At 64.5% G+C, this 12,176-nt stretch carries 12 protein-coding genes; 5 read left to right on the top strand and 7 right to left on the bottom strand.

Going from position 1 to position 12,176, the window contains the following annotated elements:
• Window positions 1–43 precede the first annotated feature (43 nt).
• Window positions 44–826, bottom strand: a complete 783-nt coding sequence (locus KEC45_RS05260) for an alpha/beta fold hydrolase (RefSeq protein WP_062182194.1) — start codon at window positions 824–826, stop codon at window positions 44–46.
• Between the two features lie 241 nt (window positions 827–1,067).
• On the opposite strand from KEC45_RS05260, the gene KEC45_RS05255 reads away from it, so the two are divergent.
• The gene (locus tag KEC45_RS05255; RefSeq protein ID WP_062182197.1) at window positions 1,068–2,039 is read left to right on the top strand and encodes an alpha/beta hydrolase; all 972 of its coding nucleotides are present in this window, start codon (window positions 1,068–1,070) and stop codon (window positions 2,037–2,039) included.
• Window positions 2,040–2,080: 41 nt separating this feature from the next.
• Here the strand turns inward: KEC45_RS05255 and KEC45_RS05250 are convergent, their stop codons facing one another.
• The 5 genes from KEC45_RS05250 to KEC45_RS05230 all read right to left on the bottom strand — a co-directional run bounded on the left by KEC45_RS05250 (window position 2,081) and on the right by KEC45_RS05230 (window position 8,154).
• Window positions 2,081–4,090 carry a PAS domain-containing sensor histidine kinase gene (locus KEC45_RS05250; protein WP_062184102.1) on the bottom strand — a complete coding sequence of 670 codons (2,010 nt, stop codon included), beginning with the start codon at window positions 4,088–4,090 and terminating at the stop codon, window positions 2,081–2,083.
• Window positions 4,091–4,107: 17 nt separating this feature from the next.
• Window positions 4,108–4,500, bottom strand: coding sequence for a response regulator transcription factor (locus KEC45_RS05245; protein WP_238586681.1), 393 nt, complete (start codon window positions 4,498–4,500; stop codon window positions 4,108–4,110).
• Window positions 4,501–4,585: 85 nt separating this feature from the next.
• Complete coding sequence (locus tag KEC45_RS05240) at window positions 4,586–5,233, bottom strand: response regulator transcription factor (protein WP_062182200.1); 648 nt, start codon at window positions 5,231–5,233, stop codon at window positions 4,586–4,588.
• A 196-nt stretch (window positions 5,234–5,429) separates the two neighbouring features.
• Window positions 5,430–6,179, bottom strand: a complete 750-nt coding sequence (locus tag KEC45_RS05235) for an SDR family NAD(P)-dependent oxidoreductase (protein WP_062182203.1) — start codon at window positions 6,177–6,179, stop codon at window positions 5,430–5,432.
• Window positions 6,180–6,207: 28 nt separating this feature from the next.
• On the bottom strand, window positions 6,208–8,154 hold the full coding sequence (locus KEC45_RS05230; protein WP_193749169.1) for a ferritin-like domain-containing protein: 1,947 nt from the start codon (window positions 8,152–8,154) through the stop codon (window positions 6,208–6,210).
• Window positions 8,155–8,428: 274 nt separating this feature from the next.
• Between KEC45_RS05230 and KEC45_RS05225 the strand changes: the two genes are divergently transcribed.
• The 4 genes from KEC45_RS05225 to KEC45_RS05210 all read left to right on the top strand — a co-directional run bounded on the left by KEC45_RS05225 (window position 8,429) and on the right by KEC45_RS05210 (window position 11,370).
• Window positions 8,429–9,880: a PLP-dependent aminotransferase family protein gene (locus KEC45_RS05225; protein WP_062182206.1), complete on the top strand. Its 1,452-nt coding sequence runs from the start codon at window positions 8,429–8,431 to the stop codon at window positions 9,878–9,880.
• Between the two features lie 11 nt (window positions 9,881–9,891).
• On the top strand, window positions 9,892–10,554 hold the full coding sequence (locus KEC45_RS05220) for an FMN-dependent NADH-azoreductase (RefSeq protein WP_062182209.1): 663 nt from the start codon (window positions 9,892–9,894) through the stop codon (window positions 10,552–10,554).
• A 98-nt stretch (window positions 10,555–10,652) separates the two neighbouring features.
• A complete protein-coding gene (locus tag KEC45_RS05215; protein ID WP_062182212.1) occupies window positions 10,653–10,937 on the top strand; it encodes a GNAT family N-acetyltransferase in 285 nt (94 codons plus the stop codon).
• A 10-nt stretch (window positions 10,938–10,947) separates the two neighbouring features.
• Window positions 10,948–11,370: a DUF1810 family protein gene (locus KEC45_RS05210; RefSeq protein ID WP_062182215.1), complete on the top strand. Its 423-nt coding sequence runs from the start codon at window positions 10,948–10,950 to the stop codon at window positions 11,368–11,370.
• Between the two features lie 3 nt (window positions 11,371–11,373).
• Here KEC45_RS05210 and KEC45_RS05205 read toward each other — a convergent pair whose 3' ends face one another.
• Window positions 11,374–12,123 (bottom strand): SDR family oxidoreductase, encoded by a 750-nt coding sequence (locus KEC45_RS05205; protein WP_062182218.1) that lies wholly within the window; start codon window positions 12,121–12,123, stop codon window positions 11,374–11,376.
• Window positions 12,124–12,176 lie beyond the last annotated feature (53 nt).

The raw sequence follows: 12,176 nt of genomic DNA, 5'->3' as shown, positions 1-12,176 counted from the left end.
GAGCGCTTAATTGACGCTTGGCGCGCCCGTTCGTTCCGCCGCCTCAGCGGTCGGCGGCGGCATTCTCGATCAGTTCGGCGACTTCGACCGGATGCGAGACCATCAGTGCGTGCGAGCCGCTTGCGACCGCGACGGTCTTGCGGGCATGTGCGCGCTCGGCCATGAATTTCATCGTCGCCGCCGGAATGTTGCGGTCCTCGCCGCCATAGATGACATAGCTCGGCAGGGTCTTCCACGTCGCCGCCTGCGAGGCATCGGTCAGCGCCCCCTGCGTCACCGGACGCTGCGTCGCGGCCATCAGCGTCGCCTGCGCTTCGGGCACGTCGGCCGCGAATTGCGCATGGAATTTGGCGGGCTGGATATAAAGGTCGGTGCCGCCGCCCGGCAGACTGACCGGCGACAGCGCGTCACCCAGCGTGCTGCCGGGGAATTTGGCCGAAAGCGTCAGCGCCGATTCCCCCGTGTCGGGCAGGAATCCGGCGACGAAGACCAATGCCTTCACATTGGGATTGTCCTTCGCCGCTTCGGTGATGACGACACCGCCATAGCTGTGGCCGACAAGGATGACACGGCCCGGGATCGACCGGACGACCGCCGCGACGCTGGCGGCATCGCCCGCAACGCTGCGCAACGGGTTCGCGGCTGCGATTACCGGATAGCCGTCCTTCTCGAGCCGGGCGATCACGTCGTTCCAGCCCGAGGAATCGGCGAAGGCGCCATGGACCAGCACGACGGTCGGCTTGGCGGCCATATCCTCGGCCTGCGCGCCGACGGTGCCGGAGAAAAGCAGTGCGGCAAGCGCCGCCGAACGAATTGAACGATACATGTCATCATCCTCTTGGCTGTTGAATAGGCAAGAGATGCACCCGCGGGCCCGCGGCGCATATCACATCAAAGTATCTGTTCCCGTCCTGCGATCATATCACTCCCCACACCAAAGGATAGGGCGGCCACGCGGGTTCGACAGCCGCGAACCTGCTTCGGCACGATAGCTCGTCCGGTGGCCGCGCTGGCACATGCTTTGAGCGAGGCGGGGGGCATTCCCGTCCGGAACCGAAAGGATCGACATGACGAAGAATATCGCACCCTCCCCGCTCGAACCCGCAACCGGCGCATTTGTCGGCGGTCTGCCCGACGGCCCGCCGATCTATACGCTGACGCCAACCGACGCCCGCGGCGTCCTGTCCGCCGTCCAGCAGTCGGTCACCGTTCCGCTTCTGGCAGTCGACAGCGAGGACAGCACGCTTCCCGTCGGCCCGTCGGGCAAGACGAACATTCGTGTCGTGCGCCCCGCCGGCGCGACCGGTACGCTTCCCGCGATCATCTATATCCATGGCGGCGGCTGGGTGCTCGGCGACAAGCAGACGCACGACCGGCTGGTTCGCGAACTCGCGGTGGGCGCCAACGCCGTGCTCGTCTTCGTCGACTATGACCGCTCGCCCGAAAGCCAATATCCTGGCGCTATCGAACAGGCCTATGCCGTCGCGCGCCATGTCGCCGACAATGCCGGCGCGTTCGGCGCCGATCCGAAGCGCATCGTGATCGTGGGCGACAGTGTCGGCGGTAATATGGCTGCGGCGGTGACGCTGATGGCAAAGGAACGCGGCGGCCCCGATTTTCGTGCGCAGCTCCTCTTTTACCCGGTCACCGACGCATCGATGTCGAGCGAATCCTATAAACAGTTCGCCGACGGTCCGTGGCTCACCGCAAAGGCCATGGCCTGGTACTGGGACCAATATTTGCCCGACGCTGCGCGTCGCAATGAGATCCTCGCATCGCCTGTCAACGCGTCGGCCGAGCAGCTTGCCGGCCTGCCGCAGACCTTGATCATCGTCGATGAGAATGACGTGCTGCGCGACGAAGGAGAAACCTATGCCCGCAAGCTCGCCGAAGCCGGCGTGCCGGTCGTCGCGGTGCGCTATAACGGGACGATCCATGATTTCATGATGCTCAACCCGATCACCGAAACCCCGGCCGCGCGCGGCGCGATCGGGCAGGCGATCGGCTATTTGCGCAAGGTCCTTGCGGCGGGTGCGTGATGCGAGGCGGGAGGCGGCGATGCGCCGCCTCCCGCAAATCGTCAGGGTGTCTCGACCGGAATCTCGAAGCGGAATTGCGCGCCGCCGTCCGGATGATTGGATGCGGCAATAACCCCGCCATGTTCGGAAATGATCGATTGGCAGATGGCGAGCCCGATCCCCATCCCTGCCTCCTTCGTTGTGAAGAAGCCCTCGAAAATTCGGTCGAGATCGTCGGGCGAAATCCCGGGCCCCGTATCGCGAAGCGTAAAGGCGAGCGCACCGCTTTCGGTCAAAGACGTGCCAATATAAATCTCACGCGTTCCCGTGCCCTGTGCCTCGACCGCCTGGACGCTGTTGATCAGCAGGTTCACGACCACCTGCTGCAACTGAATGCGGTCCGCCATGGTGTTCGGAAGCGCGCGTGCGAGGTCGGTCGTAATACCGATCGATTGGGATTCGATTTCGTGACGGATGAAGATCAGCGATTCCTGCACAATCTCGTTGAGATCGGTCGCGACGCGTTCAGGCTGGCGTTTTGACGCCATGCCGCGGATATGCTGCACGATATCGCTAGCACGCCGTCCGCTCGCGGCGATGCGCGCGGTCAGCGCCTTCACCTTCTCGACATTGGGGTCGTCGCGCGACAGCCAGCGCAGGCTGGTCTCGGCATTGGTGACGATGGCAGCGAGCGGCTGGTTGATCTCATGCGCTATCGAGGTCGTGAGTTCGCCCAGCGTCGAGATTCGCGCCGCGTGGGTGAAGTCGGCTTGAAGCTGCCGGATCTCGGCCTCCATGCTCATACGGTCGGTTACATCCTCGAAACTGAAGATCGTGACGTCGAGCTCGGCGAGCACCTTCGGGTAGGTCACCGACATGCGCACGTCGAGCACCCGGCCGTCGAAGGTCTCGATCTTCGTGATCTCTTCGTGGCTTGTCTGCCCGTTGAAACGTCCGATCATCACGTTGCGAAGCGAGCTGCGATTGACCGTAAACAGATATCCGACCGGCCGCATCAAATCGAGCGCGCTGGAGCCGCCGAGCAGCTGAACCGCGGCGCGATTGACGTCGGTGATCTGAACCGTCGTCGCGGCGAGTTCTACCAACTCGGGATGCTCGTCGAGATAAGCGCCAAAGTCGGTGACGCCCGTCGCGCGGATATCGTTGTAGATGCGCCCCATATGGCTGGCGTCGACCTGCCACAGCGCGATCGGCATATGATGGACGAGTTTGCGGTATCGCGCCTCACTCGCCCGAAGATAGACATAGGAACGGTCGTCATCGACCGCCCCGTTGACCGCGGCATAAATCCGGCCCGGCGTTTCGGCCCGCCAAACTGTGACCAGTGGATCGCGCAGGATGCCATCCGACGGGAGTTGCCGCCGGTAGGTCGCATCCTCGGTTTTTCCGGTCATCGCATCAACGATCAATTCGCCCAGCGTTGCGCGGCTCTCGAGCGGCCAGAAACCGGCGACCGGCTGGCCGATCATAAGGTCACGTCCACGATTGCCGCCGACGAGACGCATTGTCCGTTCGTTGACGTTGATGATCCGTGCCGCCTTCACCAACTCATTATGGCGTGCGTTCAACTGCGCTTCGGCGTCGGCTTCGCCGCGCAGCCGCGCGATCTCGGCGATCAACGCTTCGGACGCCGAAACGTCGATTTCCCAGCTCGCCGCCATCAACCGGTCGGGAATGTGCCAGTCCGCCCCCGGTACGGCGCCGTCGCTGAGCGACTGCCGGCCATATTCGATGACGTCGCGCGGGGTTCCGTCCTGCGCGAAGCGGACATATTGGCGGATATCGACGGCGATATGGATACCCGACGGGGTGCGCCGGCTGACCACGCCCTGCCACGTTCCTTCCTGAAGCAGCATGCGCCAATGCTCGCGTTCGTTCTCGCTGCGCGTCGACAGATGGCCGATACCACGACCGACCATCGTGAGCGAGGGCCAGCCATAGAGCGCTTCCGACGCCGGATTCCAGTAATGGACCGCACCTTCGATATCGAAAATGACCACACTTTCGGATGCGAAGTCCGCGATATCCGGTTCGGACACCTGCGTCGTCACTTGAAGCGGTCCGGCGTTCACTGCTCCGGCCCGTCGGGCCAATCCTCCGCCCCGATCGCCGCCTTCAGCTGATCGAGAAGCGCATCGTCCGCAACCGGCTTGGTCAGCCAGGCCTGCGCGCCGAGGTCGAGCGCCCGCGCCCGGACGCTGGAATCGATGACCGACGTCAGCACGATGACGGGCAGGTCCGACCCGCCGGCCCGCATCCGTTCGAGCAGGTCGATCCCGCTCATCCCGGGCATTCGCACATCGGTAATCAGGCAATCGAAATGATTTTGCACGTTATCGAGGAACGCCGGGGCACTATCGAAGGTGCTGCACTCCAGTCCGGTAACCATCAACAGATCGCACAATGCTTCGCGGATGGCTTCGTCATCATCCACAACTGCGACAAGAGGCGTTTTGGGCAAGCGATTTGGCCCTTTTTCTCACGACCGGGACGGCCAATAACGCCATAGTCGCGCAGCTTGTAAAGCTTTGTAACCATACCAAAGTCTAGGCTCCCCCGGTTTCACGCAATTGTGCGGGCAATTTCTCCCACGCGCGGATCAATTCGCCGACGGTCGCCGCCTGCATCTTCTTCATCACATTGCTGCGGTGAAGCTTGACGGTAATTTCCGAAATACCGAGGTCATAGGCGATTTGCTTGTTGAGCCGTCCGCGGGCGACCTCGCGCATCACCTGACTCTCGCGCGGGGTGAGCGTCGCGAAACGTTCGACCTGTTGCCGGACGATCCGGGCGTTCGCGCGATCCGCAACATCGCGTTCGACACCCGCGACGACGGCGTCGAGCAACGTCTGGTCGCGCACCGGCTTGGTCAGAAAATCGACGGCGCCAGATTTCATCGCCTGCACCGACATCGGGATGTCGCCGTGTCCGGTCAGAAAGACGATCGGCTTCGCGATGCCGGCGGCGGCCAGATGCTGCTGAAGGTCTAGCCCGCTCGATCCCGGCATGCGCACATCGAGGACGAGGCAGCCGGCGCGTTCGAGCAGCGGCGATTCGAGCAATTCGCGCGTCGAGCCATAGCAGTTCGCTTCCATCCCGACCGACAGCATCAATTCGCTGATCGCCGTGCGCACCTCTTCGTCGTCGTCGACGATCAGGACAAGCGGCGGTTCATAATCGGCGGTCGTGGTCATTACCCCTCCCCGGTAAGCGGTGTCGTCGCGAACGGCCATCTTCCCGCGGACATCCTGCGACCGAAAGGCAAGAGATCGTCCCGGTCATGTCGGCAGGCGCGCAAAGTCTATGTGCCCGCGGGTTTCGGAGCAAGGGCTTTCCTTGCTCCGAAACCCGTACGACAGCGCGCCGTTTCGATCGAAGAGCCGCAAGTCGTCAAAGCAGCGCCATGCCGCCATCGACGCGCAGATTGATGCCCGTAACAAAGCTGCTTGCATCAGAGGCGAGGAAGAGTGCGGCGCTTGCCAATTCACTAGGCTGGCCGAGCCGGCCAAGCGGAATTGCGCCCGCCATCATTTCGACGAACGCGTCATGATCTTCAGGCGCCACGCCCAGTTTCTCAAGGATCGCCGTCTCGGTCGGCCCGGGGCTCAGCATGTTGACGCGGATGCCGCGTGCCTTGAACTCGAGCGCCCATGCGCGGGCGAAGGCGTTGATCGCGGCCTTCGTCCCCGCATAGACCGCGTGCCCTTCGAGCACCTTGTCGCTGGCAAGTGAGCCGACAAGGATGATCGAGCCGCCGTCCCGCATGATGGGCGCGATCTTCTGCACCCCGAAAAAGGTCCCGCGCGCGTTGATCGCGAACTGCGCATCATATTCGGCCTCGGTCACGTCGTGCGACGGGCTGATCGTGTTGACCCCCGCATTCGCCATATAGATGTCCGCATGGCCGAAGCGCTCGCGGACGATCTCCGCGACCTCGCGATGATGATCGGGATCGGCGACATCGCCCTGGATCCCGAAACCCGCCGATCCGATTTCGCGTACGGCGTCGTCGACGACCTGCTGGCGGCGGCCGGTAATGACGACCTGCGCGCCCTCGGCGGCGAAGAGTTTGGCTGCGGCGAGGCCGATGCCGCTGTTGCCGCCGGTGATTACCGCGACCTTTCCGTTCAAGCTTGTCATAAATTGCCTTCTTTCCTGGGAGAGTTTGTCATGCGCTGCGAAAGCCGATCCGGCGGTGGCTTTCGTCGCAAAAGGGTTTGTTCTTCGATGCGCCGCAGCGGCAGAGCCGCGCCGTTTCGACGGCGGCGACGGTCCGCCCCGTCCCGCTGAGAATTTCAAGATTGCCGCGTATCTGCAGCGGTCCGTCGAGTTGGGGCTCGACGGTCAGCGGGCCATTGCGAACCGCGAGCTTCGGCCCATCCTTCGTCGGCGGCTCACCGGTCGCCTCGAAGCCGATATATTTATGCGACTTGTCACAGAAGGGCTTTCGCTTTGAAGCACCGCAACGACAGAGCGTCGCGCGAAAACCCACCTTCTCGCCATCGAGCGCGAGATCGGCGCGCACTGCATAAGGACCGTTCTCGCGCAGCGTGATCAGATTGACCGGCGGCACCGGTTCGGCCTGGCCGTCGCGGCGCTCATAAGTCAGCGCGCCCGACGGGCATTGGCGGATCGTACCGCAGAGATATTCGACATCGGTCGCGTCGGGGATGATCCATGGGCCGTCGACATTGGCGAGGAATGTCGCCGGGTCCTGCGTGACGCAGAAGCGCGCATGGATGCAGCGTTTGCCGTCGAACATCACGGCGATGTCCTTGCCCTCGGCCCGGTCGACACCGTCGGCCGAGGTCGTTGGCGACGCTGAGGGCGCTGCGGGCGGCGGCGCTGCGTCGGGGGTGCTTGCTGGCGCAGCCTCGCCAATTGGTGCGTCGCGCAGCCGCGCAGCCTGCTTCTGCAAAATCCGCGCGGCACGGACGCAGCGAGGGTCGGCAGTGTCCATCGCTTCGGCGACGGCGCTCAGTTCCTCCATACGCTCAAGATAAACGTGCCTGGCGCTTGCACCCGCGGGCAGCGATGCAGCCTCGCGCAGCGCGGTGAACGATATACCGGCGTTGCAGCCCGGGTTCGATGGGCCGGCGGGAAGGCGTGCCGCGCGCTCCGCCACTGCGGTGAGCGCGTGCATCAACCCGATAGCCGAACCGATATAGAGCGCCTTGTCGGGGTTCGGGCGAGGTATCGCATAGCCGGCGGCGAGCAGGCGAAGCGCAAGTACATAGATGGCATTGGCGAGGTCGACCGTCGCCACGGCGTCGGCGTCTTCAAGCCAGATGCGCCCCTCGGGCGACGGCGGCTTGCGAAGCACGGGGTTGGTCGCCGCGGGATGCGCGGGGGCGAAGTCGGGGTTCGCGGCGGCGAGGCTCTGCATCTCGTCGCGGACCGCAACGAAGCGGCGGAAATGCGAATCGTCGCTGTCGGTCGGCGCGCCCTCCCCCTCGACGATGATCTCAGCGAGCGCGGCGAGCGCGCTGTCGAGGCTGGTGACGGGCCGCGCGCCCTTGAAGCCGACTTCCTCGGGCGTCAGTTGCAGCGCGGGATCGCCGCAGAAAAGTGCCGCCTCGCCGATCGCGCCAGCCAGCGCGCGCAAATCGGTCTCGATCACCTGATAGAAGGCGCCGATCGTCGCATAATCATATCCGGTCGGGGTCAGGCGGAACGTCCGCGGCGTCCGCGGCGCGGCCTTGTCCGCCGCGAAGCCCGCCCCGTCGCCTTCAGCCGAGGTTTCAGGGCGCTCGAGATAGAGGAAATGCTGGATCGCAGCCTCGCCGAAGGGCGCGAGCTTTACCGCGATGCCTGCCGGAAGCCGGCCGGGCTCGATCGGAAAGTTGGTGCGTCCGAAACGCGGCGCGCCACCTAGAGCCACGGTGATGTTCCACACCGCAACAAGGTGGCTCATCTCGTCGATCGCGACGTCGAGGATCGCGCGGCGCCAGCGCGCAACCGCTTCGGCCTCGGCGCCGCTCAACCCCTCGCCTTCGCCATCCTTCAAGCTGAAAGCGGCATAGAGATAGGTGCACATCAGATTATGCTCGAGTTCCGCGGCTTCATAGAGCGCGTGCAATATCTTCTCGCGGCTCACGGCGGTTTTGCCGTCCATCTTCATAACCCTCCTGCGACCGCCGCCGGGCGGCGGGTGAAGCGGACAGGATAGTCTGCGCTGCCATCAGGGGCAGGCACGAGAGTTGACAAGCCGCCTGTACCAAACCGCTCGCCCGCGGGATTGAAATGCGGGGTGATTGTCATCCGGCCTAACCGGCAAGGCAGCCCATCCTGTACCTTCGCATAGGTCGCCCCCGTCTCGACAGACCCGGCGCAAGGGGCATAGCCTCTGGTCCATCGACAGCGTTTTAACAGTACCATGAGGTGACGAGATGAATGCATCATGGGACGCCGGACGGCTCTCCTTCCAGATCGATCGCTCGCATTCGACACCGATTACCGCCCAGATCGCCGCGACAATCCGCACCGCGATCATGGACGGCCGGCTTCGACCCGGAACGCGACTGCCATCGTGGCTCGACATGGCTTCGCAGCTTGGCGTCGCGCGCGGGACGGTGAAGGCCGCCTATGAAGCGCTGGCCGACGAGCTGCTGGTCTTTTCGGCAGGGGCCGCCGGCACGCGCGTCGCCGAACGGGCCGCGCCGAAGCCGGTCGAGACGAAACGGGTCGACATTCCGCGGCCGCTGCAAAATCTCGAACGCGGCTTCTCGCTTCGCCCCTTGCCCTTTCAGATGGGGGTGCCGGCGCAGGATGCCTTTCCCGCGAAATTATGGGCGCGGCTGCGTACCCGCGCGGTGCGCGCGAATGCCATGGCCCCGGTCGGCCCGCCCGATCCGCGCGGCGAGCCCGAACTGCGCGCGCAGATCGCGGCACAGCTCGCGATCACGCGCGGCATCTGTTGCCACCCTGACCAGATCATCCTGACCACCGGCTACAAGAACGGCCTCTGCCTGACCCTGATGGCGCTCGGCGTGCAGGGACGCACCGCGTGGGTCGAAGATCCCTGCTACCCGATATCGCGCATAGGGCTGGAAATTGCCGGGCTGAAACCCGTCCCGATCGCGGTCGACGCCAAGGGCATCCGCGTCGACATGGGCGTGCGCGCCGCGCCCGACGCCGCGCTGGCCATCGTCACGCCGGGGCAGCAGGCGCCGACGGGCGTCACGCTGTCGCCCGAGCGCCGCGCCGCGCTGCTCGCCTGGGCGGAACGCGAAGGCGCGTGGATCATCGAGGATGATTATCTCAGCGAACTCCAGCTCGGCGGCCGTGCCGCGCCAGCGATGGCGGCGCAGGACCCCGCCGGCCGCGTGATCCATATCGGCACCTTCGGCAAGACAATCAGCCCGGCGCTGGGTCTGGGCTTTGTCGTCGCCCCGCTCGCGCTCGCCGCGCGATTTGGCGAGGTTGCGGGCTGTCTCAACCCCGCGCCCAATGTGACGACGCAGCTCGCGCTTACCGACTTCCTGGCCGACGGCCATTTCCTGCGCCACCTGCGCCACATGAAAGGCCTGTATCGCGAACGGCGCGACGCGCTCCACGCACGGCTCGATCCGGATATCGCGGTCGATGCCTTCGCCGGGCTGGCGGTGATCGTTCATCTGCCGCGCGGTTATGACGATGTCGCGCTGGCAAGGCGCGCGCCCGAACTGGGCATCGCGCCGGCGCCGCTGTCGATCTGGTACGCGAACCCCGCCGCGGCGCAGCCCGGTTTGGTGCTGTGCGTCACCAACCTGCGCGAACAAATTCTGGGCAAGGCGTGCGACACGCTGGCGACATTGATCGACGAAGGCGTCGCCGCGCCGGTTTCGGCGCAGGCGGCGTAAAGGAGACGAAGATGAAACTGCTGCATGTCGATGCGAGCCCCAAAGGCGCAAATTCCGGCTCGCGCGCTCTATCGCGCTTTTTCGTCGATCGGCTGCGCGCGCAAGTCCCGACGCTGTCGGTCGACTATCTCGATCTTGCGGTGGAGATCTTGCCCCCGATCACCGAGTTGTTCGCAAGCGCGACCTACACGCGCGCCGATGAACGCACGGCAGAGATGAAGGAGGCGCTGATGGTGTCCGATGCTCTGTGCGCGCGCCTGCTCGGCGCCGACGCCTTGCTCTTTGCGATGCCGATGCACAATTGGACGATGCCCGCGGCGTTCAAGGCGTTCGTCGATACGATCGTGCGCGGTGGCCTGACTTACGTGGTAACCGACGAAGGACAGTACGTCGGCACGCTCGGCGGCAAGAAGACGCTGTTCCTGACGACGCGCGGCGTCGACCTGCGCCCCGGCACGCCCTTTGCGGCGATGGACGCGCTGACGCCGGCGCTTCGTGCGGCCTTTGGCTTCATCGGTGTCGATGACCCCGTTTTCGTGGATGCGCAGCCTATGCAGTTCGCGCACGAGGTCGAGCGGGCCGCCGCGATGCGGCGCGCCAGGACCGAACTTTCCGCGCTCGCCGAGGCATGGGGGGTGATCGAGCCGCGCGCCGCGCTGTCGCGGGCGGGCTAGCCCTTACGGTACAATCATATCTCCAGCCCTTGGGTCTGTTGCGGTCGTGCCGCTGGCGTAGGCTGTTCGCGTCTCTCTCAAAGGAAAGGTGAGCTGCCATGGACGCCGAAGTTGTCGACAATGTCGAAAAGCGCTGTTTCGAACTCGACCTGCCCGACGGTTCGACCGCGGCCGCCTTTTACCGGGTCGACGAAGAGGGGCGACTGGTCCTGATTCACACCGAGGTTCCGTCGGAATTCTGGGGCATGGGCATCGCATCGCAACTCGCAGAGGGCGCTTTCCACCTGATGCGGCAGACGGGGCGCAAGGCGGTTTTGCGCTGCCAGTTCATGGTCAACTTTTTCGGCCGCCATCCCGAATTCGCCGACGTCGTCGCCGGCTAGCGAGGCCATCATGATCGACGAATATCATCTCGAACGCTTCGTTGCCGCGCAGGCCGAAGCCTATGACGACGCGATCGACATTCTGCGCCGCGGCGCGATGTGCACGCCCTACATGGATTTCATCTTCCCGCGCCTGGGTATCGAAGACAACGATGGAAACGTCTATGCGCTCTCGTCGCTCGACGAAGCGCGCGCCTATCTGGATTTCGCTCCGCTCGGCGGCCGTTACCGCGAGTGCGTCGAAACACTCTTTCGGCTGGTCCAGACAAGCGCGCGCGAAGTGTTCGGCGAAGTCGATGCCGCAAAGCTCCACGCCTCGCTCACCCTGTTCGCCGAGGCGTCGAACGAAGTACTGCTGCGTTCGGTGCTCATCACCTGGTTCGACAATATGGTCGACGAGGCGACGATCGTCCGCATCGACAACGACCGCTGACCCTCAGGCAAAAGCGATCCATTCGCGTAGCCAGTCGTCGAACCGTGTCGGTGCGAGGCGCGGACGATTGCAGGTGAGCGGTTCGCCATCGAACCGCGCGCCGAAATACAGCGCGTCCGGGTCGACCGAGATCCAGCGCATATCCTCATTGGCGGTGAGGATTTCGGTCGCGAGTTCGGCAAGACCGAATGTGTCGGGTCCGGCAATCTCGACGATATCATTCACCGGCGCTTCGGTGACGAGGCGGGCCAGCGCCGCGACGACGTCGTCGGCGGCCACCGGCTGCATCGTGACGGGCGCAAGCGGCATCCGGTCGCCATCGCCGCTCGCGTCGACGATCTTGTAGACGAACTCGAAAAAGGGTGTCGATCGGACGATCGTGAACGGGACGCCGACGCCCAGAATCCGCTCCTCCTGATCGCGCTTGGCGAGAAAATAGCCGCCGTTCAGCGTGTCCGCGCCGACAGCGGAAAGCGCGATGACGTGCCCGACCGACGCAGCGCGGGCAGCGGCGAGTATATTATCGCTCGAAGCGGCAAAGAAACGCCGCATATCGGCGGCGTCGCCATAACCCGAGTTCGATGCATCGACGACCACGTCGGCGCCTTCGAGTGCTTGAACCAGCCCCTCGCCGCTGACCGTGTCGACGCCGGTCGACCGGGCTGCCACGACGACCTCATGCCCATCTTCGCGCAGTCGCGCGGCTAGGCGGCGACCGATCTGGCCCGTTCCTCCGATGACAGTGATTTTCATGGCGCTTCACTCCGCGATGCATTTCGTCCCCACAGCCTAAGCCGATGGAGCGA

Origin of the sequence: Sphingopyxis sp. USTB-05 (genome assembly GCF_023822045.1) — a bacterium.
Taxonomy (GTDB): domain Bacteria; phylum Pseudomonadota; class Alphaproteobacteria; order Sphingomonadales; family Sphingomonadaceae; genus Sphingopyxis.
The sequence above is the reverse complement of the archived record's forward strand: the minus strand, read 5'-3'. Positions and strand labels throughout refer to the sequence as shown.

What these genes read in the sequence shown, in the direction of transcription:
- KEC45_RS05260 (WP_062182194.1), bottom strand. Translation starts at nt 826, where the DNA reads ATGTATCGTTCAATTCGTTCGGCGGCGCTTGCCGCACTGCTTTTCTCC.
- KEC45_RS05255 (WP_062182197.1), top strand. Translation starts at nt 1,068, where the DNA reads ATGACGAAGAATATCGCACCCTCCCCGCTCGAACCCGCAACCGGCGCA.
- KEC45_RS05240 (WP_062182200.1), bottom strand. Translation starts at nt 5,233, where the DNA reads ATGACCACGACCGCCGATTATGAACCGCCGCTTGTCCTGATCGTCGAC.
- KEC45_RS05235 (WP_062182203.1), bottom strand. Translation starts at nt 6,179, where the DNA reads ATGACAAGCTTGAACGGAAAGGTCGCGGTAATCACCGGCGGCAACAGC.
- KEC45_RS05230 (WP_193749169.1), bottom strand. Translation starts at nt 8,154, where the DNA reads ATGGACGGCAAAACCGCCGTGAGCCGCGAGAAGATATTGCACGCGCTC.
- KEC45_RS05225 (WP_062182206.1), top strand. Translation starts at nt 8,429, where the DNA reads ATGAATGCATCATGGGACGCCGGACGGCTCTCCTTCCAGATCGATCGC.
- KEC45_RS05220 (WP_062182209.1), top strand. Translation starts at nt 9,892, where the DNA reads ATGAAACTGCTGCATGTCGATGCGAGCCCCAAAGGCGCAAATTCCGGC.
- KEC45_RS05215 (WP_062182212.1), top strand. Translation starts at nt 10,653, where the DNA reads ATGGACGCCGAAGTTGTCGACAATGTCGAAAAGCGCTGTTTCGAACTC.
- KEC45_RS05210 (WP_062182215.1), top strand. Translation starts at nt 10,948, where the DNA reads ATGATCGACGAATATCATCTCGAACGCTTCGTTGCCGCGCAGGCCGAA.
- KEC45_RS05205 (WP_062182218.1), bottom strand. Translation starts at nt 12,123, where the DNA reads ATGAAAATCACTGTCATCGGAGGAACGGGCCAGATCGGTCGCCGCCTA.